At 71.7% G+C, this 21,188-nt stretch carries 23 protein-coding genes and 1 pseudogene; 8 read left to right on the top strand and 16 right to left on the bottom strand.

Features of this window, described 5'->3' with window-relative positions; translation table 11 throughout:
- Positions 1-76 precede the first annotated feature (76 nt).
- Positions 77-802 (bottom strand): COG1361 family protein, encoded by a 726-nt coding sequence (locus IE269_RS24670; protein WP_189825307.1) that lies wholly within the window; start codon positions 800-802, stop codon positions 77-79.
- 87 nt (positions 803-889) lie between these two features.
- Here IE269_RS24670 and IE269_RS24665 point away from each other — a divergent pair, with 87 nt between their 5' ends.
- On the top strand, positions 890-1,846 hold the full coding sequence (locus IE269_RS24665; protein ID WP_229898187.1) for a hypothetical protein: 957 nt from the start codon (positions 890-892) through the stop codon (positions 1,844-1,846).
- Positions 1,847-1,989: 143 nt separating this feature from the next.
- Here IE269_RS24665 and IE269_RS24660 read toward each other — a convergent pair whose 3' ends face one another.
- The 4 genes from IE269_RS24660 to IE269_RS24645 all read right to left on the bottom strand — a co-directional run bounded on the left by IE269_RS24660 (position 1,990) and on the right by IE269_RS24645 (position 4,753).
- Positions 1,990-2,379: a YrdB family protein gene (locus IE269_RS24660; protein ID WP_189825306.1), complete on the bottom strand. Its 390-nt coding sequence runs from the start codon at positions 2,377-2,379 to the stop codon at positions 1,990-1,992.
- Between the two features lie 258 nt (positions 2,380-2,637).
- Positions 2,638-3,648, bottom strand: coding sequence for a quinone oxidoreductase family protein (locus tag IE269_RS24655; protein WP_189825305.1), 1,011 nt, complete (start codon positions 3,646-3,648; stop codon positions 2,638-2,640).
- A gap of 68 nt (positions 3,649-3,716) precedes the next feature.
- On the bottom strand, positions 3,717-3,926 hold the full coding sequence (locus IE269_RS24650) for a DUF397 domain-containing protein (RefSeq protein WP_189825304.1): 210 nt from the start codon (positions 3,924-3,926) through the stop codon (positions 3,717-3,719).
- A complete protein-coding gene (locus tag IE269_RS24645; RefSeq protein WP_229898186.1) occupies positions 3,923-4,753 on the bottom strand; it encodes a helix-turn-helix domain-containing protein in 831 nt (276 codons plus the stop codon). Before IE269_RS24645 ends, IE269_RS24650 begins: the two co-directional genes overlap by 4 nt.
- Before the next feature lie 83 nt (positions 4,754-4,836).
- On the opposite strand from IE269_RS24645, the gene IE269_RS24640 reads away from it, so the two are divergent.
- Together IE269_RS24640 and IE269_RS24635 are read left to right on the top strand one after the other, a co-directional pair.
- Positions 4,837-5,256, top strand: coding sequence for a hypothetical protein (locus IE269_RS24640; RefSeq protein ID WP_189825302.1), 420 nt, complete (start codon positions 4,837-4,839; stop codon positions 5,254-5,256).
- Positions 5,257-5,364: 108 nt separating this feature from the next.
- On the top strand, positions 5,365-6,378 hold the full coding sequence (locus IE269_RS24635) for a hypothetical protein (RefSeq protein WP_189825301.1): 1,014 nt from the start codon (positions 5,365-5,367) through the stop codon (positions 6,376-6,378).
- Between the two features lie 100 nt (positions 6,379-6,478).
- Here IE269_RS24635 and IE269_RS24630 read toward each other — a convergent pair whose 3' ends face one another.
- Positions 6,479-7,411, bottom strand: a complete 933-nt coding sequence (locus tag IE269_RS24630; protein ID WP_189825300.1) for an SH3 domain-containing protein — start codon at positions 7,409-7,411, stop codon at positions 6,479-6,481.
- A 324-nt stretch (positions 7,412-7,735) separates the two neighbouring features.
- On the opposite strand from IE269_RS24630, the gene IE269_RS24625 reads away from it, so the two are divergent.
- Together IE269_RS24625 and IE269_RS24620 are read left to right on the top strand one after the other, a co-directional pair.
- Positions 7,736-8,521, top strand: a complete 786-nt coding sequence (locus IE269_RS24625; RefSeq protein ID WP_189825299.1) for a DUF4184 family protein — start codon at positions 7,736-7,738, stop codon at positions 8,519-8,521.
- A gap of 51 nt (positions 8,522-8,572) precedes the next feature.
- On the top strand, positions 8,573-9,034 hold the full coding sequence (locus tag IE269_RS24620; protein ID WP_189825298.1) for a type 1 glutamine amidotransferase family protein: 462 nt from the start codon (positions 8,573-8,575) through the stop codon (positions 9,032-9,034).
- A 19-nt stretch (positions 9,035-9,053) separates the two neighbouring features.
- On the opposite strand, the gene IE269_RS24615 is transcribed toward IE269_RS24620, so the two are convergent.
- Both IE269_RS24615 and IE269_RS24610 read right to left on the bottom strand, forming a co-directional pair.
- Positions 9,054-9,260: a hypothetical protein gene (locus tag IE269_RS24615; RefSeq protein WP_189825297.1), complete on the bottom strand. Its 207-nt coding sequence runs from the start codon at positions 9,258-9,260 to the stop codon at positions 9,054-9,056.
- The gene (locus IE269_RS24610; protein WP_189825296.1) at positions 9,247-9,939 is read right to left on the bottom strand and encodes a GDSL-type esterase/lipase family protein; all 693 of its coding nucleotides are present in this window, start codon (positions 9,937-9,939) and stop codon (positions 9,247-9,249) included. Before IE269_RS24610 ends, IE269_RS24615 begins: the two co-directional genes overlap by 14 nt.
- Positions 9,940-10,008: 69 nt before the next feature.
- On the opposite strand from IE269_RS24610, the gene IE269_RS24605 reads away from it, so the two are divergent.
- Positions 10,009-10,971 (top strand): esterase-like activity of phytase family protein, encoded by a 963-nt coding sequence (locus IE269_RS24605; RefSeq protein WP_189825295.1) that lies wholly within the window; start codon positions 10,009-10,011, stop codon positions 10,969-10,971.
- Positions 10,972-11,164: 193 nt separating this feature from the next.
- Here the strand turns inward: IE269_RS24605 and IE269_RS24600 are convergent, their stop codons facing one another.
- Positions 11,165-12,001 (bottom strand): TetR/AcrR family transcriptional regulator, encoded by an 837-nt coding sequence (locus IE269_RS24600; RefSeq protein WP_189825294.1) that lies wholly within the window; start codon positions 11,999-12,001, stop codon positions 11,165-11,167.
- Positions 12,002-12,086: 85 nt separating this feature from the next.
- Here IE269_RS24600 and IE269_RS24595 point away from each other — a divergent pair, with 85 nt between their 5' ends.
- Together IE269_RS24595 and IE269_RS24590 are read left to right on the top strand one after the other, a co-directional pair.
- Positions 12,087-13,058: an ATP-binding cassette domain-containing protein gene (locus IE269_RS24595; RefSeq protein WP_189825293.1), complete on the top strand. Its 972-nt coding sequence runs from the start codon at positions 12,087-12,089 to the stop codon at positions 13,056-13,058.
- On the top strand, positions 13,055-13,894 hold the full coding sequence (locus IE269_RS24590; protein WP_189825292.1) for an ABC transporter permease: 840 nt from the start codon (positions 13,055-13,057) through the stop codon (positions 13,892-13,894). Before IE269_RS24595 ends, IE269_RS24590 begins: the two co-directional genes overlap by 4 nt.
- Positions 13,895-13,995: 101 nt before the next feature.
- On the opposite strand, the gene serC is transcribed toward IE269_RS24590, so the two are convergent.
- The 7 genes and pseudogenes from serC to IE269_RS24555 form a co-directional block, all read right to left on the bottom strand.
- Complete coding sequence (gene serC / locus IE269_RS24585) at positions 13,996-15,114, bottom strand: phosphoserine transaminase (RefSeq protein ID WP_189825291.1); 1,119 nt, start codon at positions 15,112-15,114, stop codon at positions 13,996-13,998.
- 118 nt (positions 15,115-15,232) lie between these two features.
- Positions 15,233-16,495 (bottom strand): cytochrome P450 family protein, encoded by a 1,263-nt coding sequence (locus IE269_RS24580; RefSeq protein ID WP_189825290.1) that lies wholly within the window; start codon positions 16,493-16,495, stop codon positions 15,233-15,235.
- Complete coding sequence (locus IE269_RS24575; protein ID WP_189825289.1) at positions 16,492-17,748, bottom strand: cytochrome P450; 1,257 nt, start codon at positions 17,746-17,748, stop codon at positions 16,492-16,494. The genes IE269_RS24580 and IE269_RS24575 overlap by 4 nt, the downstream gene beginning before the upstream one ends.
- Positions 17,745-18,368 carry a GTP-binding protein gene (locus tag IE269_RS24570; protein WP_189825288.1) on the bottom strand — a complete coding sequence of 208 codons (624 nt, stop codon included), beginning with the start codon at positions 18,366-18,368 and terminating at the stop codon, positions 17,745-17,747. Before IE269_RS24570 ends, IE269_RS24575 begins: the two co-directional genes overlap by 4 nt.
- Positions 18,349-18,699: pseudogene (locus tag IE269_RS24565) on the bottom strand (DUF742 domain-containing protein); the annotation flags it as partial. The gene IE269_RS24570 and the pseudogene IE269_RS24565, both read right to left, overlap by 20 nt.
- A 116-nt stretch (positions 18,700-18,815) precedes the next feature.
- Positions 18,816-19,271: a roadblock/LC7 domain-containing protein gene (locus tag IE269_RS24560; protein ID WP_189825286.1), complete on the bottom strand. Its 456-nt coding sequence runs from the start codon at positions 19,269-19,271 to the stop codon at positions 18,816-18,818.
- Positions 19,272-19,604: 333 nt separating this feature from the next.
- Complete coding sequence (locus tag IE269_RS24555; RefSeq protein ID WP_189825285.1) at positions 19,605-21,143, bottom strand: sensor histidine kinase; 1,539 nt, start codon at positions 21,141-21,143, stop codon at positions 19,605-19,607.
- Positions 21,144-21,188 lie beyond the last annotated feature (45 nt).

The following is a 21,188-nucleotide window of genomic DNA, read 5'->3' as shown; positions in this document are numbered from 1 at the left end:
ATCCTGACACCTGGGGGGTACGGGCGGCCAACCGGCCCACGAAATCGCAGGTCAGCGCGTAGACGGGGGTGAGTCGCTAGAGCTGCTGGGACAGATTCCCGACGCTGTTGTCCGCCGTCAGCCGGACTTTCGCCGAGTCCGCGAGGTCGGGGCGCAGGGGCACGCTCACGGCCCCGCCGGGCGCGATGGTCCCGAGCGAGCACCGGGCCAGGACCCTGTTGGCGCCCGGACAGTGCGGGTCGGCGGTCATCCGCTCGGAGGTCGGGGCGGCCCCGACCCCATACCGGTCGTTGTCGACGACGATCCGTACGCCACGGGCGGCTGCCGGCCCGGAATTCCTGACGGTGAGCACGAGCACGTCCTTCCGTCGCTCGGCCGCGAACGAGAGCCGGGGCCCGGAGTCGGCCCGGGTGTACCGCATGCCCTGGGTGACCTGCTCCTGCGTGCGACGGCCACCGGCCTCGATGTCGAGCTGGGCTTCGATGTCGTACGTTCCGGGCCCGGGGTAGCGGAGGGCTTCGCCGCGCGCGAGGGGCGCGTACACCTGGGTGCGCTCGGTGGTCGGGTGGAAGGTCCAGGACCCGGTGATACGACACGGGCGCGCGGCCCGGTCGCAGGTGGGCCGGGCGACCCAGACCCGGAGGGCGTTCCCGTCCGTACCCGTACAGAGGTCGAAGCGGGCGTGCCCCGCCTGCTGCGGCGCGCAGAACGACTGCTCGACGGGGGCGGGGACCGCGTGGGCGGGGCTGAGGGAGAGGGCGAGGAGGGTGCCGGTGAGGAGGAGGGGGTGCGTGGGGGCCATGGGGGCCATGGTGGTGCGGGCCCCCGCCCCCGGCCCGCACCGACACCGGGGCGTCCGGTGGAGGGGCCGGGCACCTACGCTCCTGGGATGCGGCGCAGCGATCTCAGGCGGGGCGAAAGGGTGTGGACCGGGCTCGCCCTGGAGGTGGAGGAGGGCAGGCCCCGGCCGGGGTTCGGGGTGTTCACCGCCGGGGGACGGCGGTTGTTGCTGGCCCAGCAGGAGCGGCCCGTGCTGCTGGCGGTGGTCGAGGAGGGCCTCGGGGGCGTGGACTTCTGGCGTACGGATGCCTACCGCTCCTGCGTCCCGCCGCTGCGGGCCGACACGGCACGCACCCTCGCGGGCGACCCGCAGCGGTGGGCCCACCGGTTCGCCCGCCACCTGGACGAGTCGCCGGGCAGCCCGCTGCACGAGGGCCGCTGGCTCCTCTCGTACGAGAGCCGGCTCGCGGGTTGGCGCGAGATGCTCGTGGAGGGGCATCCGGGCGGCTACCTGGACTGGCACCTGCACTCCACCGGGTGGGAAGTCCTGCCCCTGCGACCGATGCCGGGTCCGGACGACGGCCGGGTCAAGGCGTACCGCAAGCAGGTCCGGGAGGGGACGCTGCCGCCGGTGCTCCTGTGGTGGGTGAGCGGCCTGGACTGTCACCTGGTCCTGGACGGTCACGCACGTCTCGCCGCCGCGATGGCGGAGTCCGCCGAACCGCCGGTCCTCGAACTGCACCGGGCGATGCAGTCGGACGACCTGGCGGTGCGGGTCGAAGAGGAAGTCTCCTTCTACGAGGATGAGTTGGCCCGATATGCCGCGCTGAGGGCGGTGCACGGTCCGACGGTGCCGGACGGGACGGGGGTGGCCGGTCCTCAACTCGCCCGTCTGCTCAGCGACTTGGAGGCTCGCCAACAGCTCACGTGGGCACGGCCATTGCCGGGCGGCGTGGAGGAGTGGAGGAGAATCGCGGGGGCGGCTTTCAGGGGCGCGGGGAACTGCGCGACCAGCCACGACGCACCCGCACGGGAACCGTCCAACTGCCCCCGCGGGTTGAGGTGAAGGGGCGGGGTTGGGGACCCTTTGGCCCGGCGGGCCGGAGCTGAGCCGGTCCAGTACAGGGAAGGGCCCCCGGCCCCCCAAGGCGCGGGCGCAGGCCAGGGATCCCGGTGGATCCACCGGAGGGGGTGCGGCCGGGGTGCCCTCTAGCCGGGCGCGCCCCCCGCTGTGTACTCCACCGCCACACTCACCACCGCGAGCCCCCCGAGGATCACCCCCAGCGTGCCCCGCCCCGCGTCGGCCAGCGCGACCGCGCCCACCGCGAAGAGGCCCAGCTTGAGGGCGATTTCGGGCCCTACCGGCAGCGGGAACTTCGGGCCGCCCGCCGCGAGGAAGGCTCCCCAGATCGCCGCAGCCAGCGCCGCGCTGACGATGCCGAGGGCGATGCCGGTGAGGGTGTTCGGACCGGTGTCCAGGCCCCAGAAGAAGAGGGCGGCGAGGAGGGCGGCCTCCAGGGCGAGCGCGAGGGCGGCGTTGGCGACGGTGAGGGGCGTCCATCTTCGGGCCGATACGGGCCCGGGCTTGGCTATGCGCATGCGGGCGGGTGCTTTCTCGGGGGTGAGGCTGTGGCTGCTCGGGTCGGCCGTGACGGGCCCGGTGTTGGGGTGGGATTCTCTCCCCTCCCCGCCCCTTCCCCCAAGCGCTCGCCGCGCGGCTCGGGGGAGGGGCGGGGAGGCGGTCCACACGGTGAGGGTGGGTGGAGCGCCTGGGGTTCCGCGTACGGGTGTTGGGGCCGGCCGCGCCCTCTGCCTCTCCGTCTCCAAGACCCTCGACCCCGTCCCCCCCCTCCGCGATCAGCCCTGCGTCTCCTCGCGGCGTCCCACAGCGGCCGCATCGAGGACGACGAGCAGCTTGCCGGTGGTGCGGCGCGCCTCCAGATCGCTGTGGGCCTGAGCTGCCTCGGACAGCGCGTAGCGGCCCGTCACGTTGACCTCAAGCGCCTTGGAGCGCACCCACTCGAACACCTCGGCCGCCCGCCGGAGCAGTTCGGGCCGGTCGGCGATGAAGTCACCGAGGCTGGGCCGGATCAGGGTCAGCGAACCGCCCCCGGCGAGCCGCATCGGATCGAAGGGCGGCACGGCACCACTCGCCGCCCCGAAGAGCACCAGATGGCCCCGGGCCCGCAGGCTCGCGAGGCTCGCGTCGAAGGTGTGCGCCCCGACGCCGTCGAAGACGACCGGCAGTCCCTGACCGCCGTTGAGCCGCCTCACCTCGGCCGCGAGGTCGTCCACCGCGGAGGAGAGGATCACCTCGGCGGCCCCGGCACGCTTCGCCAGTTCGGCCTTCGCCGTGGTCGACGTCGTGCCGATCACCCTGCCGCCGAGATGGGTGATGAGCTGGGTCAGCAGCAGCCCCATGCCACCGGCAGCCGCATGCACGAGCACCGTGTCGCCTCCCTGCACCGGGTAGGCGTCCTTGACGAGATAGTGCGCGGTCATGCCCTGGAGGAGCACGGCGGCGGCCGTCTCGAAGTCGATGTCGTCCGGCAGCGGCACCAGCCGGGAGGCGTCCACGACGGCCTGCTCGGCGTACGAACCGGGAATCTCCACCCAACCGACTCGGTCCCCGACGGCGACGTCGGTGACGCCGGGTCCCACTTCGAGGACCGTGCCGGCGCCCTCGGTGCCCGGGGTGAAGGGCAGAGGGAGGGTGTACCGGCCTTCGCGCTGGTAGACGTCGAGGAAGTTGACCCCGGATGCGGCGACCTCCACGACCGCTTCGCCCGGCCCGGGCCGGGGCTGGTCGATCTCGGCCTCCTTCAGGACCTCGGGGCCGCCCACTTCGTACACCTGTATCGCTCGCATGACTCTCCCGTTCCGGTTCACGTCTCCCCACCAACTCCGTTGGTGGCGATCCGATTCCCGGTGGGCGGTTAGCGCGTTCGCTGGGTGTCTCGGGGGAGGGTGAGGAAGGCGGTCCACGCGGTGGGGGTGGTGGTGAGCGCGGGGCGGGTGGTGTCCTTGGAGTCCCGGACGTGGATGGCGGTGGGGTTGCTTCCCGCGCGGGCAGCGGCGACCTCTACGCACTCGCCGTTTTGGTCACCGCTGTAGCTGCTCTTGCGCCAGGTCAGGGCCGTGTTCATAGTTCCTGCGCCACCTTTGTGATCAGCTTGGCGGATGCATCGGGGGTAAGTGCCTGCGATTGCAGTACACCGTACGTGCCGTTCAGGTTCCCCAAGTCGGGCTGCTCAGTGATGAATCGGCTGGTTCTGGGGCCCTCGATGTACGCGAGGTGCCGGTGGTCTCCGGTCTCCAGAAGGATCAGGCATCCCATCAGCCCGGGGTGCGAGCGCAGGTCATGCGGCATGACCTGGATCCTGACGTGTCGGAGTTCGCTGAGATCGAGCACGTGGTGCAACTGCGCCTTGAGGCAGGCGCGACCCCCCAGAGGGCGGGTCAGTGTGCTCTCCTCCAACACGAAGGTCAGGTCGGGCACCGGCCTGCGGTGGATCAGCGCCTTGCGTTCCATGCGTTGTGCCACCCGTTGCTCGACGGTCTCGTCGTCGGGGGTCGGGAACGAACCAGACCGGTGGACCGCACGTGCGTACTCCTCGGTTTGCAGCAGGCCGGGGAACACCATGTTCTGGTAGGAGCGAATGGACGCGGCCTCCCCTTCCTCCGCCAAGTATTCGTCCAAGCTGGACGGTTCGCGGGGCAGTTCATCGTCCGGCGAGTCCGGGAACTCGACTTTGGCCACAGCCAGGAGCGCACCCTGTGCACCAAGTGCGTCCCCTGCCTTGAGGACGAAAAGTCTCTTGGGGCGGCGTTCCCCTTTTTCCACCATGGCCACCTGGGACTTCGAGTATCCGATACGAGCCCCAAGGGCCTCCTGGGAGAGGCCTCCCAGCTCGCGGTGGAAGCGCAGCAACGCGCCGAACGCCTTCGACCCTCGTCGTTCACCGGAGTGCACAGTGACCTCCCCCAAGTGCACAGCCCTGCACAGCGTGCGTGTGTCCCTGGTCACGCTAGCTGCGCCGCACCACCCTTTGCCGTATGGAACAGAAAAGTTCACCGGCATTGATGCCGGACTGGGTGCCCGCCTCGGGCCACGCCCTCCGGCACGCCGGAATTCACTTCGACGCGATCCGTATCGGGGGCTTCTTCGGGGAGCATGTGGCGTACCTGCTCATGGAGTTCACCGATTTCCGCGCGGGACCGATCGTCCGCGAGTACACCGGCGACGAGTACCACTACTTCCTGTTGCCTCCGCAAACGGCCGCCGCCTACCGCTGGCCCGCAGGGGCCCGTGCGCTGAGCCGCGAGGCCGGGGCGCTCGCCTTCGTCGGCGTACCCGCGATGGCCGGCGAGACCTATCCGCTGGGCTGGAGATCGCTACCCACGCTCGAAGTGCCGTTCGTTGAGGTGGAGTTGCTGCAAGAAATGGTCACGCGGGCGGCAAGTGCGCTACGGTGACCGCGTCATAACGTTCTGTTACCCCATGAGGGGGTGGCGGGGCGGCCCCCGGCGGTGCGCCAACACCAACCGGGAACCTTCACCACGAGGACAACAGGAGTCCCCGGGATGCTTCGGCATGTTACCGCGCCCTCGCGCGCCTTCATCAAGGTCCCGCACACGCTCGTGCGCTCTCACGCCCTGAGCAGCGACGCGAAGATTCTGCTCATGCACGTGTGCGGTGTGCACGAGAACCAGCTTCGTAAACCGCTCAGCGAGCACGCCGCCGACGTCGGGATCAAGAACGGTCCGTACAAGCGCGCCAAGCGCGAGCTCGTCCAGGGCGGCTACGTACGAGACGTCAAGTACCAGGCGGAGGGCGGGCGTTGGGTCACCTCGCAGCAGGTGACGAACGTACCGTGGGAGTTTCCGAGTGATACGGATCGGACGGTCGGTGAGCGGGTCGGCCCGTCGCTCGGCGACTCCCAACCCCTAGATGACAACGATGAGATGCGACAGACCAACCCCCCTGCCCCCGAAGCCGAGTTGGAGCCTGTCGAACCGGAGGTCGCCGAGCCCGAGGCGCTGCCTTGGGAGGAGCGGGACGACGGGAAGACCGAGCGGCGGGACCTTGCCGTCGCCGAAGAGGTGCTGCTCTCGCTGCGGTACGCCGACAAGACGCTCTACCTGGGGGTACGGGAGGCCCGCAAGCTCGCCGTCGTCGCGGCGGAGTGGCTGCGGCGCGGGATCTCGCCCAGGGAACTGCGGCGGGTGCTGATGTCGCAGTTGCCGCCGGGCGGGGTGCGGTCGGCGGTGGGGCTGCTGGGGCACCGGCTGCGGGTCAAGATGCCGCCGGTTCCGGCTACCTTGCCGCCGCTGCCGGCATTGGGTGAGGTGCCGCTGCTGCCTGTGCAGCCTGCGGAGATGGTGGAGTGCGCCGGGGGCGGCGACCGCAAGGAGCACATGTTCCGGCCGGTGGGGGACGAGGACACCTGCGGGCCGTGCCGGGTCGCGATCGGGGAAAAGGTGCGCAGGGGGCTGGGGCTCGCCCCTGAGCCCCGGCCGCACGAGCCGGAGCTGCCCGGCTGGCGGGAACGGCTGGACGCGGCGGGGGTGTCCGTACCGGGACTCACGGGCGGCTGAGCGCCTCCGGGCGCGCCCGGGCCCCGTACCGGTGGAACTGAGCGGTACGGGGCCCGGGGTGCTCGGACGTGCGGTGCGCGGTGGCCCGGACGTCGGTGGATCAGCTCGTGCTCATGCGGTCCGCCTGGATGCAGGTGGCGAAGACGTTGAGCTTGCCGGTCGCGTCGGTGCCTTCGTTGCGCACGTACGCGTTCCAGTTGTTGGCCGTGTGGTCCGGAGAGGATCTCAGAATCTTGAAGTCCTGGCCCTGGGGAGTCGACATGTGGAAGCCGCCACCGACGACGCGCCAGCCCGTCGGGCATGACGGGCTCGTCGCGTTGACCTGCGTGTTGGCACCGACGGGAGTCTCCTTGGCGAGGTACTTGACCTCCATCACGCCCCGCTCGCCCTGCGCGCCTGCGGGACCCGGGTCGCCCTTCGGCCCGGCAGAGCCGGTGTCGCCCTTGTCGCCCTTGGGCCCTGCGGGGCCGGGTGCGCCGTCCGCGCCCTTCGCGCCTGCGGGGCCGACGGGACCTGCCGCACCGGGTGCGCCGTCCGCGCCCTTCTCGCCCATCGGGCCTGCGGGACCGGCGGGACCTCGCGGACCCTCCGGCCCCTGCGGACCCTCCGCTCCCGTGACGGGCTTGCCGTGACCGTGGCCCGGCTTGCCGCCGCCCGGCCACGGGTCGGTGGTGCCCGGCGCGGCACGGTGGGCGGAGGGGCACCACGGGATGGCGCCCCGGTTGGTGACGTACCGTGCGCTCGTCCAGCCCGTACGGTCGCTGAGCTTGTACCAGAGGGAGTTGCCCGAGACGTTCTGCGCGCGCACCTTGCAGGCGAGCCGGACCTGGGCGCCGGGGGCGATCGTGCCGATGCGGGCGGCGCCGGTCGACGGAGCGGCGCGGACCAGCAGGCGCGCCTGCGAGGTGACCTTGCCGTGGGCGGTGGGGGTGGCGGCGGTGGCGGCCTGTGCCGCGACGGGCGCGCAGAGGGCGAACGCGGTGCCGAGCGTGAGCGCGCCCAGCGTGAGGCGCCCCGAGGCGGGTGAAAACACGGGTTGTCCCCTTATGTGATCGGTGAGGTGGCAGCAGCAGTGTCGGGAGGGGAGGCCCGTGCTGGGTGCGCTCGATCGGGGCACGCGGTGCGGCCACTCCAATGGCCCGCGGCTGCCACCCGTACGGGCCCGTCCTGCCTGGGCGCGGGGCCCCGGCGCGCCGGTGAGGCACACGTACCTGCTGCGGGGAGCGCGGCGAGAGCACCCCGCCGCCTCTGCCAAAGGTGCCAGGCGGGGTCGTCCCACAGGCGTACGGGACGCGTCGGATCACCGTAAAGACTGAGACGACCGCCCGTCCCACCCCTCCCCGGAGCCCGCCGCGCCATGCCGTACACCCTGGTCCACCCCGCCGCCGTACTGCCGTTGCGGCGGCTCACCGGCGGGCTGCTCATGCCGTCCGCGCTGGTCGTCGGGGCGATGGCGCCCGACCTGGTGGGGTACATGCCGCTGCCGCGCGTCGGGCTGCTGAGTCATGAGTGGCTGGGTGTGGTGACCGTCGCGCCGCTGCTGTCGCTCGTCGTCCTGGCCCTCTTCCACGGGCTGCTGAAGCGGCCCCTCACCGACCTCGCGCCCGCCCCGCTGCGGCGGCGGCTGGCCGGGCCCGTGAACGGGTTCCGGTGGCGGTCCTGGAAGTCGGCCGCCGTGATCCTGCTGTCCACCGTCGTCGGCGCCGCCACCCACGTCCTGTGGGACGACCTCACCCACGGCACGTACGTCGACTGGGGCCTGGACCCCGTGATCGGCGGCTTCACCGGCACCCAGCTCGTCCAGGACGGCAGCAGCGTCGTCGGGCTCGTCGCCCTGGTGTGGTGGGCGGTCGCCTGGTACCGCAAGGCTCCGGAGGGCGAGGACCCGCGCGTGCTGACGCACACCGCCAGGACCGTCGTACGCCTGCTGCTCGCCGCCGGAATCCTGCTCTCCGCCGCCTCCGCGCTCGTCTTCCCGCCCCGCCCGCTCAACGGCGAGTGGCCGACCGGCTTCGGCCTCGCCTGGTACCACGCCACCAACATGCTGCTCGCGGGCGTCGGCACGGGCTTCCTGCTGATCACGCTGTACGGGGTCGGGTGGACGGCGTACCGGCTCACCCGGCGCCGTACGCAGCCCGTCTGACCGGCGGCAGCGCGATGTGCCACCGGTGTGGCCCTGCGCGATGATCAAGGCATGGGACACGCACATGGACACCTGCCGTCCACCGAGGCCGCCGTCGTCGCGATCCGCGAGGTCGCGCGGGAGTACGGGCGGGAGGTGACCGTCACCGACGACATCGGGACGGACCAGGTCACGCGGCGGACGGATGCAGGGGTCTTCGCGACCACCGACGCGGGCGGCGGGCTGCCGCACGACGCGTTCGTCGAGATCGTGGGCGGGACGCCCGCCGTCGCCGTGCAGTTGTACGCGGACGGGGATGCCCGGTTCGTGATCGACGGGGTCGAGGTCCCGGACGTACCGCGCGATTCCGTGCCCGCGTTCCTGCGGTCGGTGTACGGAGGGCTCGCGTACGTGAAGGGCCGCTTCTTCCCGCCGGGATATTTCCTGGTCGTACCGCTGCCCGGCGACGAGACGTACAAGGAGATGGTCCCCTCGAACCTGCTCTCGCCGTGGATGGCGGGCCGGGTTCGCTGAGTCCCCAACACCCGCCCGCTCAGCGGCAGTTGGGGCCCGTCCAGTCCGGGTCGTCCTGGGCGGTGGGCAGGGTGCGGTAGCCCTCCGAGTAGTGGTTCGTCCAGCCGCAGACGCCGCATGCGTAGCGGCCGTCCAGGCCCGCTATCTCCGTGCCGCAGCGGCGGCAGTTGGTGTAGGTGATCTCGGGTGGGGCGGGAGTCGGTCGCCGTGGCTTACGCGCATTCATGATTCAGGGAGTATGCGCCACCGACGCCCCACGCCTGGTGCATGGCGTCGGCGAAGGCCGCCGCGAGTTTGTGCTCGCCGGTCGGGCCCGGGTGCGTGCCGTCGTAGGTGTCCGTGTGGATGTCGTACGTCGGGTGGGTCGTGGCCAGCACGATCGGCGAGCCGGGGCGGTCCCGGTCGGCGACCGTCTTGGCGAGGAGTTCGTTGAAGCGGGCGCACTGGGCGGCGAAGGGGGCGTCCCGTTCGGCGCGGACGTTCGGGATGACGGGGTGGATCGCGATGCTGACGTGCGGGTTCGCGGCGCGGGCCTCGTCGAGGAAGAGGGCGAGGTTGGCGGCGGTCTGCTCGGCGTTCGTGTAGAAGCCGAGGTCGATCAGGCCGAGCGAGACCAGGAGGGTGTCCGCGCCGGTGTCGGCGACGGCCGCGCGGATCGCGGGGGCCATGTGCAGCCAGCCCTCGCCCCAGCCGGCCAGGTGGCGGCGGGCGGGGAAGGACGGGTCGGCGTACGCGTCGGAGGTCGGGGCCGCGGTGGCCGGGTCGTACAACGTGGTGCGGGGGCCGACGATTTCGTACCCGCCGGGCATCGTCGCTTCCAGGTGCTGCCACATGCGGTAGCGCCATGTGTAGTCGCCGGGACAGCCGATGGTCATGGAGTCACCGACGAAGAGGAAGCTGCGCATCCGGTCATCATCGGGGATGCGGGGCGGGGCTTGCATCGTGCCGCATCGTGATGCTGAACACTTGGGCGTATGCGCATCTCTCGTACGTGTGTGGTGGCGGCGGCCGTGGCGGGCCTGGTCGTGGGGACCCCGACGGCGGCTCTCGCCGACGACGGGGGGTTCACCATCAAGGACCCCCGGATCACCGAGTCCAGCGGCCTCGCGGCCAGCCGGGCGCACCCGGGCGTGTACTGGACGCACAACGACCAGGACGGGCCGTACGTGTACGCCGTGGACTCGAAGTCGGGGGAGACCGTTGCGCGGATCACCATGAAGGGGGTCGGGAAGCCGCGCGACATGGAGGCGATCTCGGTCGGCCCGGACGGCGATGTGTATGTGGGGGACATCGGCGACAACCTCAACGGCAAGTGGGACCACGTGTGGATCTACCGCTTCCCCGAGCCCAAGGAGCTGAAGGACCAGACCGTACGGACCACTCAGTACGACGTGAAGTACGCGGACGGGGCGCGCAACGCGGAGGCGATGATGGTCCACCCGAAGACCGGGCGGGTCTACATCGGGTCCAAGGAGGAGGACGGCGCCGGGCTCTACGAGGGGCCCGCGAAGCTCGTGGCCGGGCGGACGAACGTCTTCCGGAAGATCCACGACATTCCGTGGGTGACGGACGGGGCCTTCTCGCCGGACGGGAAGCGGCTGGTGCTGCGGTCGTACCTGTCGGCGGAGAGCTACCGGTGGCCCGAGATGGGCGAGGGCGAGGCGCTCGGCATCGGGTACCGGGGGCAGTCGGAGTCGGTGACGTTCACGCCGGACGGGCGGACGATGCTGGTCGGGGCGGAGGGGGAGCAGAGTGAGGTGTACGCGCTGAAGGTGGAGGGCGGCTCCGACTCCCCTTCGGGGTCGGGCACTTCCGAGTCGCCCTCGGGCAAGCCCGCTCCGGCCGAGGAGACGGGGCTCTCGGGCAAGGGCGTGCTGGTGCTGGGGCTGGCGGGGGTGGCCGTGGTGGCGTGGCTGGGGTTCCGCAGGAAGAGGTGAGGGGCGCGGGGCTCCGTTCCGTGCCCCGTCAGGGGCGCGGGGAACTGCGCGAGCAACCACGACGCACCCGCACGGAACCGGTCACAGCCCCGCAGGGTTTCGGGAAGGGGCGGGGAGGGGAGAAACCCGCCCCGGCACCGGGTGCCGATGAACCGTCCCGCCCCCCGCCCAGCGCCCCGCCCCGCACTACGCTCTAGCGGCCCGCGGCCCGCGCCGCCACGAGTGCCGCGAAGCCGTCCACCAGCCGGGCCAGGCCGAAGCCGAAGTGGTCGAAGGCGGGGTCGAAGGTGTCCTCGGAGAGGGTGGCCATCAGCGGGTAGTCCCCGCTCGCCATCGCCCGCTCCAGGTACGGCGCCTGGCCCGCCCAGAAGGCTTCGTGGCCCAGGCCCGTCTCCTCCGCCGCCTCCCGCGTCTCGACCACCATCCGGGCCGTGCCCTTCGCGAAGCTCTGGACGGCCATGTACACCGAGATCAGCTCGGGGTCCGAGAGGCCGGTCATTCCGCGCAGCCCCGCCAGTGACCGTTCCATGATGCGCAGTGAGCGCGGGCCCATCAGGGCGCGGCTCTGGTTGACCTTGAGCAGCCAGGGGTGGCGCAGGTGCAGTTCGAGTGCGCCGTGCGCGATGGCGGACACGGCGCCCTGCCAGTCCTTCGCCGCCGCCGGGTCGTGGGTCTCGGCCGGTTCGTCCTGGACGCGGTCCAGCATCAGGTCGAGCAGTTCCGTCTTGCCGGGGACGTACCGGTAGAGCGACATCGTGCCCGTGCCCAGTTCGCCCGCGAGGCGGCGCATGGAGAGGGTGTCCAGGCCCTCCGTGTCGGCGAGCTTGACCGCCGCGTCGACGACGGCCTCCAGGGAGAGGCCCCGCTTGGGGCCGCGGGAGGGGCGTTCGCCGGTGCCCCAGAGGAGTTCGAGGCTCGGGCGCAGCGCACCGACCCGCTCCTTCGCGACCTCCGCCAGGTCCGCGGTGGTGTCGGTGGTGTCGGTGGTGTCGGTGGGCTCTGTGGTCTCCGTGTGGTCCGTGTCGCTCATGCGGGTCACCCTATTTCTCGAGAACTGGGTACGCTGTACTCGATTAAGGGTACGGTGTACTCAGTTCAACGGGAAGGGGAGCACCATGAACGAGTACGCGGTCCGGACGGAGGGGCTCCGGAAGGTGTACGGAGAGAAGAAGGCCCTCGACGGCTTGGATCTGAACGTCCGGCGCGGCACGGTGCACGGACTGCTCGGCCCCAACGGGGCGGGCAAGACGACAGTGGTACGGGTTCTGGCGACCCTGCTCTCGCCGGACGGCGGCCGGGCCGAGGTCGCCGGTCTCGACGTGGTGCGCGAGGCGCGCAGGGTGCGCGGGCGCATCGGGCTGGCCGGTCAATATGCCGCCGTGGATGAGGTGTTGACAGGGCGTCAGAACCTGGAGATGTTCGGCCGGCTCTTCCGGCTCGGGACGCGGCGGGCCCGGGAGCGGGCCGGGGAGCTGCTTGAGCAGTTCGACCTCGCCGAGGCCGCCGGGAAGGGCGTGGCCTCGTACAGCGGCGGCATGCGCCGCAGGCTCGACCTCGCCGCCTCCATGATCCTCGCCCCGGACGTCCTCTTCCTGGACGAGCCGACGACCGGGCTCGACCCGCGCGGCCGGGGTGAAGTCTGGGACACCGTAAGGGACTTGGTGGCGCGCGGCACGACCGTACTGCTGACGACGCAGTACCTGGACGAGGCCGACAAGCTGGCCTCGCACATCACGGTCGTCGACCACGGCCGCGCCATCGCCGACGACACCCCCGACGGGCTGAAGAACCGGGTCGGCGGGGACCGTGTCGAGGTCGTCGCGGAACAGGCGGCGGACCTGCCGGTCGTGCTGGGGGCGGTGGCGGCGGTCGCCCAAGTGCCCCCGGAATGCGTGGAGTCGGAGCGCAGGGTGCACGGCCAGGTCGCCGACCGGGTGGCGGCGCTGACCGAGGTGGCGCGCACCCTCCAGGAGTGGGGGATCGGCGTCGAGGACATCGGCCTGCGCAGGCCGAGCCTGGACGACGTGTTCCTGCGGCTGACCGGACACCGTACGGACATCGAGAGCGTCGAGGAGGTCGCGGCATGAGCGTGGCGGAACTGGAAAGCGGCCCGATGGTGGCCGAAGGCCCCGGCGGACGGCTGGGCCGGGCGGCCGTCGACGCCTGGAACGTGGCCCGCCGCAGCCTCACCCACTACCAGCGCCAACCCGTCATGATCCTCTGGCAGTTGGGCTTCCCGATCGTCTCCGTCCTCCTGTACGGATTTGTCTTCGGCAAGGCGATCGCGGTGCCCGGTGGCGGCGACTACCGGGAGTTCCTGATGCCCGGGATGTTCGCCTCCACGATGGCGGCCGGCTTCATGCTGACGGCCACGGTGATGGTGAACGACGCCTCGAAGGGAGTGATCGACCGCTTCCGCTCGATGCCGATGTCGACCTCGGCGGTGGCGACCGGACGCGGCCTCGCCGACCTGGTCATCGCCGTCGCGGAGCTGACGATCCTGGCGCTCACGGCACTGGCCATGGGCTGGCGGGCCCAGGGGACGCCCCTGGGAGCCCTGTCCGCCTTCGGGCTGCTCCTGCTGCTGCGGTTCAGCCTGATCTGGGTGGGGGTGTGGCTCGGGCTGCTGCTCCCCACGCCGGAAGCGGCGGGCGGGCTGTTCGGGGTGGTGTTCCCGCTGACGATGATCTCGTCCGTCTTCGTGGCCCCGTCCCTGATGCCCGGCTGGCTGGGCGCGGTCGCGGCGTGGAACCCGGTGTCGTCCACGGTGACGGCGGCCCGCGAGCTCTTCGGCAATCCGGTGGCGAGCGGGGGGAGCTGGGTCGAGGAGAACGCGGTGCTGATGGCGGTGGTGTGGCCGCTGGCCCTGACGGCGCTCTTCCTGCCGCTGGCGGTGCGGAGGTTCCGGCGGCTCAGCCGGTAGGACGTGATCAGCCGGTAATACGTGAGAGGGGCCCGGCCGGTAGTACGTGAGAGGGGCCCGGCCGCGTGGTGCTCGTGCGGCCGGGCCCCTCCTCGTACGCGTTACAGCTGGCCGATGACGTAGTCGATGCACGCCGTCAGCGCCTGCACGTCCGCCGGGTCGATCGCCGGGAACATCGCCACGCGCAGCTGGTTGCGGCCCAGCTTGCGGTACGGCTCCGTGTCGACGATGCCGTTGGCGCGCAGGGCCTTCGCGATGGCGGCGGCGTCGATCTCGTCGGAGAAGTCGATCGTGCCGATGACCTGCGAGCGCTGCGCCGGGTTCGAGACGAACGGGGAGGCGTGCTTCGAGGTCTCCGCCCAGGAGTACAGGGCGTTCGAGGAGGCCGCCGTGCGCTTGACCGCCCAGTCGAGGCCGCCCTGCTTGTTCAGCCAGGTCAGCTGCTCGTTGAGCAGGAAGAGCGTGGAGAGGGCGGGGGTGTTGTACGTCTGGTTCTTGAGGGAGTTGTCGATCGCCGTGGGGAGGCTGAAGAACTCCGGGACGTGACGGCCCGAGCCGTGGATGCGCGCCGCGCGCTCCAGGGCGGCCGGGGAGAACGCCGCCAGCCACAGGCCGCCGTCCGCCGCGAAGGACTTCTGCGGGGCGAAGTAGTAGACGTCCGTCTCGGTGATGTCGACCGGGAGGCCGCCCGCACCGGAGGTGGCGTCCACCAGCACGAGGGAGCCCTCGTCGGCGCCCGCGACGCGCTTGATCGGCGCCGCGACACCCGTGGAGGTCTCGTTGTGCGTGTACGCGTACACGTCGACGCCCGCCTCGGCCTGCGGCTCCGGGTGCGTGCCCGGGTCCGAGGAGATGACGGTCGGGTCGGCCAGCCACGGCGCCAGCTTGGCCGCCTTCGCGAACTTCGACGAGAACTCGCCGAAGGACAGGTGCTGGGACTTGTTCTCGATCAGGCCGTGCGTCGCGACGTCCCAGAAGGCGGTGGAGCCGCCGTTGCCCAGGATCACCTCGTACCCCTCGGGGAGGGAGAAGAGGTCGCGCACGCCGTCCCGTACCGAGCCGACCAGGTTCTTCACCGGAGCCTGGCGGTGGGACGTGCCCATGAGGGAAGTGCCGGTGGCGGCAAGCGCGTCGAGCGCCTCCGTACGCACCTTGGAGGGGCCCGCGCCGAAACGGCCGTCGGCGGGCTTGATGTCAGCGGGAATCTGGATCTCAGCCACGAGCCGGAGCGTAGCCGCTTCCGGGGGCCGGTCGTTACATCCGTCCGGCGGATGAGACGACTGACACTCCGGCTCGTGTCGTACGTTCGTACATCTATGCGTACGGGAAACGTGCTGGTCAGGCCTGCTTGCCCAGGCGCACCGGCACCTCGACGAGGTCGTTCTGCGTCACGACGGCCTTGTTGCGGAGCTCCGAGGCGGGCACCGCGAGGGTGAGGTCGGGGAAGCGCGCGTACAGCGCGGGGAGGGCGACGGCCGCCTCCAGGCGGGCCAGCGCGGCACCGGGGCAGACGTGCGGACCGTACCCGAAGGAGATGTGCTTCGTACCGCTCTGCCGGGTGACGTCGAAGTCCTCCGCCGTCTCGCCGTGCACCAGCTCGTCGCGGCCGAGCGCGCCGAAGGAGACCACCAGGCCCTCGCCCTTGGGCAGGACGCTGTCGCCGACGGGGATGTCCTCGGTGGCGTACCGGAGCAGGACGTGCGAGGTCGGGGTCGACCAGCGCAGGGTCTCCTCGATGACGGCCTCCCACGAGACCTCGCCGGAGAGGACCTTGGCGCGCTGGTCGGGGTGGGTCTCCAGGCCGATGACCGCCTGGAGGATCAGGCTGATCGTGGTCTCGTGACCGGCGACGATCATCACCTTGATGGTGTTGAGGATTTCTTCCTCGGTGAGCCTGTCGCCTTCCTCGGACGCTTGGAGGAGGGCGGTGGTGAGGTCGTCGCCGGGGTTCTCCTGCTTGTCGGTGAGGACTGCGGAGAAGATCTCGTCGATCTCCGCGAGGACGCGCGGCATCTCGCCCGGCTCGGTCTCGCTGGAGAAGAACCGGTCGAAGACCTCCTTCAGACGCGGCCGGTCGACCTGCTCGACGCCCATGAGGGCGGTCACGACGCGCATCGGCAGCGGCTGGGCGAACTCGGCCTTCAGGTCGACCACTTCGGTGGCCGTGCGGCCGGAGAGCGCTTCGAGGAGGGTGTTCGTGATCGCCTCGATGTTGCCGCGCAGCCGCTCCACCCGTCGTACGGTCAGCGCCTGGGCGACCAGCAGGCGCAGGCGGCGGTGCTCCGGGCCGTCGACGGTGAGCATCGAGCGGCCGGGTGCGACGAAGCCGATCAGGGGCCAGTCCATGGCGATCTCGCCGCGCTGCCAGGCGTTCCACTGGTTGATGTCCTTCACCAGACGCGGGTCGGTGAGGAGCTGGCGGGCCTCGGCGTGCCGGGTGACCGCGTAGCAGGGGACGTCGCCGGGGAGCGTGATGCGGGCCAGCGGACCGGCGGCGCGCAGGGCGGCGCCCTCGCCGACGAGGTCGCGGACGAGGGGGTCGAGGGCTATGGGGCCGCTCGTGGAGTCTCCGGAGTACGGGCAGGTCTGCGCGGTGGTCATCTGTGGCCTCCGAGGGCGGGAGTGGGCGTGAACGTCACCGGCAGCGCGGTCATCCCGCGCAGCCAGGGGGACGGTCGGCGGGTGAGGTCTGCGGCGGGGACGGCGAGGTCGAGGTCCGGCAGCCGGTCGAGCAGCACCTCGACGGCGGTGCGGGCGATGACCTCGGCGGTCTCCTGCGCGGTGAACGGGCAGCGGTGCTCGCCGTGCCCGAAGGAGAAGAAGGCGTTGTTGCCGCCGGTCAGGACGGAGGCGTCGGTACGGACCTGGGGGTCGCCGTTCGCCGCCGCGAGGCCGAGGAGGACCAGGTCGCCGGCGGCTATCGCGCGGCCGCCGAGGCGGGTGTCGCGGACGGCCCAGCGGCCCGCGACGTTCTGGGTGGGGGTGTCCTCCCAGAGGACCTCGTTCATCGCCTCGGCGACGCTGTGCCGGCCGCCCGACAGGGACGCGGTGAACCGGTCGTCGGTGAGCATCAGACGCAGGGTGTTGCCGATCCAGTCGGCGGTCGGCTGGTGGCCCGCCGCCGCCATCACCATCAGGTCGAACGCCACGTCGGCGGGCGTGAACCCGGTCTTCTCCGCGAGCGCGAGCATGCGGGAGGCGACGTCGGACCCGGGGTGCTGCGCCTTCTCGGCGACCAGGGCGAGGATCGTCTGCTGGACGTGGGCCTGCCCCGCGAGGGCGCGCTCACGTCCGTCCACCATGTCGACCAGGGCGGACACCAGGTCGGGGCCGTGCTCGTCGGGCACGCCGTACACGCGCGCCAGTACGCGGACGGGGAGCAGCATGGCGTACCGGCTGATGATGTCGGTCTCGCCGGTCGCGCAGAACTGGTCGATGAGCCCGTCCGCGAACTCCTCGGCGTACCGGCGCAGTTCGAAGGGGTCGATCGCCTCCAGCGCGTCGCTGATGACGGCGGCGCGGGCCTGGTGGCGGGGGCCGACGGTGTAGAGGATCGACGGCTGCTCACGGCTGATCATGGGGGCGAGCGGCCAGCCCTCGGGGATGTTGTCCCACTGGTTCCACAGGGTGGAGTCGCGGGTGAAGAGGGTCGCGTCGGTGGTGACCTGATGCAGCTCGCGGTAGCCGACGACCAGCCAGGCGGGGATGTCGCCGGGGAGCACGACGGGCACGACGGGGCCGTGCTCGCGGCGCAGCTCGCGGTAGAGGGCGGTGGGGTCGGTCTGGAAGCGGGGGCCGCCGAGGGGGACCCGCTCCGCGTGGGCGGGGCAGCCGGGAGGTGGTGCGGTCGTCACTGGTGGGTGCTCCCTCGGGCTGCGGTGGACAGGGCGTACAGGTGCTGTACGAGCTTGATCAGGACGCCCTTCGCCGACTCCCGGTCGCGGGCGTCGCACGTGATCATCGGTACGTGCTCGGGCAGGTCCAGCGCCTCGCGCACCTGGGCGTCGGTGTGCTGGGAGGCGTCGCCGAAGTCGTTGCGGGCCACGACGAAGGGCGTGCCGTGGTGCTCCAGGCGGTCGATGGCGTACCAGGAGTCGGCGAGCCGGCGGGTGTCGACCAGGACGACCGCGCCGAGGGTGCCGGAGAACAGCCGGTCCCACAGGAACCAGAAACGCTCCTGGCCGGGCGCGCCGAAGAGGTAGAGGACGGTGCGGTCGTCGACGGAGATCCGGCCGAAGTCGAAGGCGACCGTGGTGGCGGTCTTGGTGCTGGTCCGGTCGAGTTCGTCCACGCCCTCGCCCGCGCGGGTCATCGTCTCCTCGGTGTTGAGGGGACGGATCTCGCTGACGGAGCGCACCAGGGTGGTCTTGCCGACGCCGAAGCCGCCGACGACGACGATCTTCAGACCGTTGTCGGCGGTGCGGGACAAATGCCGCTGGGTGCGCGGCGCTTGGTCAGAGGTTGCGGAGGCCAACGAGCACCTGCTCCAGGAGTTCGGGTTCGGGAAGTTCGGCGGATTCGGGGGCGGCGCGGGGGTGGCGGGCACTGATCCGGCCGGTGTCGAGGAGGTCGGCCAGCAGGATGCGGGTGATGCTCACGGGCAGGCCCAGCTCGGCGGCGATCTCCACGACGGCGACGGGGTAGTCGCACATGCGCAGGATCGCCGCGTGCTCGGACTGCATGCCGGGCGCGGGGGCGCTCTCCGCGACGACGAGGGTGACGAGGTCGAAGGCGTCGGAGTGGGTACGGCTGCGACCGCCGGTGACGGTGTAGAGGCGATCGGGGGAGTCGTCACGGCCGGGGCGGGATGCTGCGCGGGCGGGGGTGCGTCCGGTGCTGGTGCTCGCGGTGCTCGCGGTGCCGCCGGTGCTGGTGCTCGCTGTGCCTCCGGTGCTTCCGGTGCTTCCGGTGCCGCCGGCGCTCATGCGGAGAGGGTGCTGTCGGCGTCCTTGCTGGTGGTGCCGGTGGTGCCCGTCGTGCCGGTGCGGGGCTCCGCGCTGAGGTGCTCGCCGAGCTGCTCGATGAGCTCGCTCATGTTGTGGCCGATGAGGCCGACGTCGGAGTCCTCGCCGGCGACGACCGCGAGGTGCGCGCCCGCTCCGGCCTCGACGATGAACAGGATGCCGCCGTAGAACTCGGCCATGGCCTGCCGCACACCGCCGCTGCCGTCGCCGAACTCGATCGACGCGCCGTGCGTCAGGCTCTGGATGCCCGCGGCGATGGCGGCCAACTGGTCGGCCTGGTCGACGGAGAGCTCCGGGGTACGGCAGAGCTTGAGCCCGTCGCGGGACAGAACGAGGGCGTGACGTGCGCCGGGGGTGCGCTCCAGGAGGCTCTCCAGCAGCCAGTTGAGCTTTTCGTCGGTGGTGGCGGTCATGAGCTTTCTTGGCCTTCCGGGTGGGGGCGTTTTGTTCTGGGGGTAGGGGGGTGACTTGGCGGGGAGTGGGGCTTGCCTGCGGGGCGCGGGGGTACGGGCCGATGTGCCGCCCGAAGGGCAGGCACTCCAGGGGCGCGGGGCTGTTTCGATGTGCGGCTCCGCCGCGCGGGCGCGACCGGGTCCGCTGATCCGCGCCCCTTCAGGGGCGCGGGGAACTGCGCAAGACGCCAGCCACGACGCACCCGCACGGAACCGTCCAACTGCCCCGCGGGTTTAGGTGAAGGGGCGGGGCTGGGGCAGCCCGCCGCAGGCGAACAGCAACCCACCACGACCTCAAGGACCGGACGACGAGTCCACACCCCCCTCCCCCGGTGCATCAGCCCGCCCCTGCACAGCCTGCCGAAACGTGCTGAACCGGTTCGCCGCATCCCGCCGCGCCGCCGCCCCCGGCGCAGGCCGGGCCGGCGCCTGCGGCCCGTCCGGATGCGCCGCAGCCAACGTCCGCCCCCGCTTGCGCTTCGGCAGCCCGCTCTCCCCGAACTGGGGCAGCCCACCGGTGGTGTCGGACCCCTGCTCGGGAGCCGCAGCGACCTCTGCGGGCAGAACGTGCTCACTGGGCCGGGCAGGCACCACGGCCTGCGGCGCCTCCGCCCGGGCATGCTCCCTCCGCCGCACGGGAAGCGTCGTCGGCTCCTCCCGTACGACGTCATCGGCGCCCGGCGCTGCGACCGGCGCCGGCGCCACCGCACGCACCGGCACCGGTGCAGCCTGCACCGGCACAGGAGCCACCGGCACCTGCGGCACCACCTGCGTGAGCAACTCCTGCGGCAGCAGCATGAGCGCCCCCGTCCCACCCCGCGCCGACGGCCTGAACGACACCGTCAAGTTGTGCTTGCGCGCCAGACACCCCACCACCGCAAGCCCCAGCCGCGTCCCCGAGAGACTCGTCAGATCCAACGGCGTCTCCGCACACACCGCCCGCTCCGCCCGCCGGAGCTGGACGTCACTCATGACCAGCCCGCTGTCCTCGACGGTGATGATGACCCCCGCCGGGACCTCCTCCACGTACACGTGCACTTCGGCCGTGGGCGGCGAGAAGTTCGCAGCGTTGTCCAGCAGTTCGGCCAGCGCATGCATGACCCCCTCAGCCGCATGCCCGGCAACAGCCACCTCACTGGTGGAGTGCAACCGCACCCGCTGATAGCCATTGATCCGCCCCATGGCTCCCCGCAGCACCGACTCCATGACGATCGGCTTCGCCCACCTGCGCCCCGACCGGGCACCCGTGAGAACGGCGATGCTGTCCGCGAGACGCCCGGCCTGGGCGGTGCGGTGGTCCAAGTGCAACAGGTCGCCGAGCACGTCCTCGTCGCTGTGCCGGTGCTCCATCTCGCGCAGGTCGGCGAGCATGCCCGTGGCCAGCGCCTGCATGCGGCCCGCCGCGTTCGCGCACGCGGACATGGCGGCCGCTCGGGCCGCCTCGCCGCGGCCGACCTCGGTGGCGAGGATGTCGAGCAGCGCTCGGGCGTTGGGGTTGTCCAGGTCGCCGAGCCCGCGGGTGGCGGTGTTCAGCGCGGTGGACGCGGAGTCGCCCGCACGCAGCCGTGTGACGAGCTGCGGGAGGGTTTCCCCGATGAACCGGTCGGCGTCCTCCTGCCCGCGCGCGAGAACGCCCGCGAGGGCGCGTACGCGCAGCGTGGCGTGCACGGCGGCGGTGACCGCGGCGGCCAGCAGCAGGGCCGCGACCCCGCCGCCCCAGGCCACCGGGGCCCTCACCTCGGCGGGAGCGAGCAGTACCGCTCCCAGGACCAGCAGGCCGCCGACGACCGCAGTGGTCGACAGGGCCAGTGCGGACGCGCGGCGCAACGACATGGGAAGTGGGCCTCTTGGGGTGGAGAGGGGGTGGCGAGGGTGACG

This window comes from Streptomyces spiroverticillatus, from assembly GCA_014650415.1.
Classification (GTDB): Bacteria; Actinomycetota; Actinomycetes; order Streptomycetales; family Streptomycetaceae; genus Streptomyces; species Streptomyces spiroverticillatus.
Note: the sequence above shows the minus strand (reverse complement) of the source record. Positions and strands in the feature narration are given on the sequence as shown.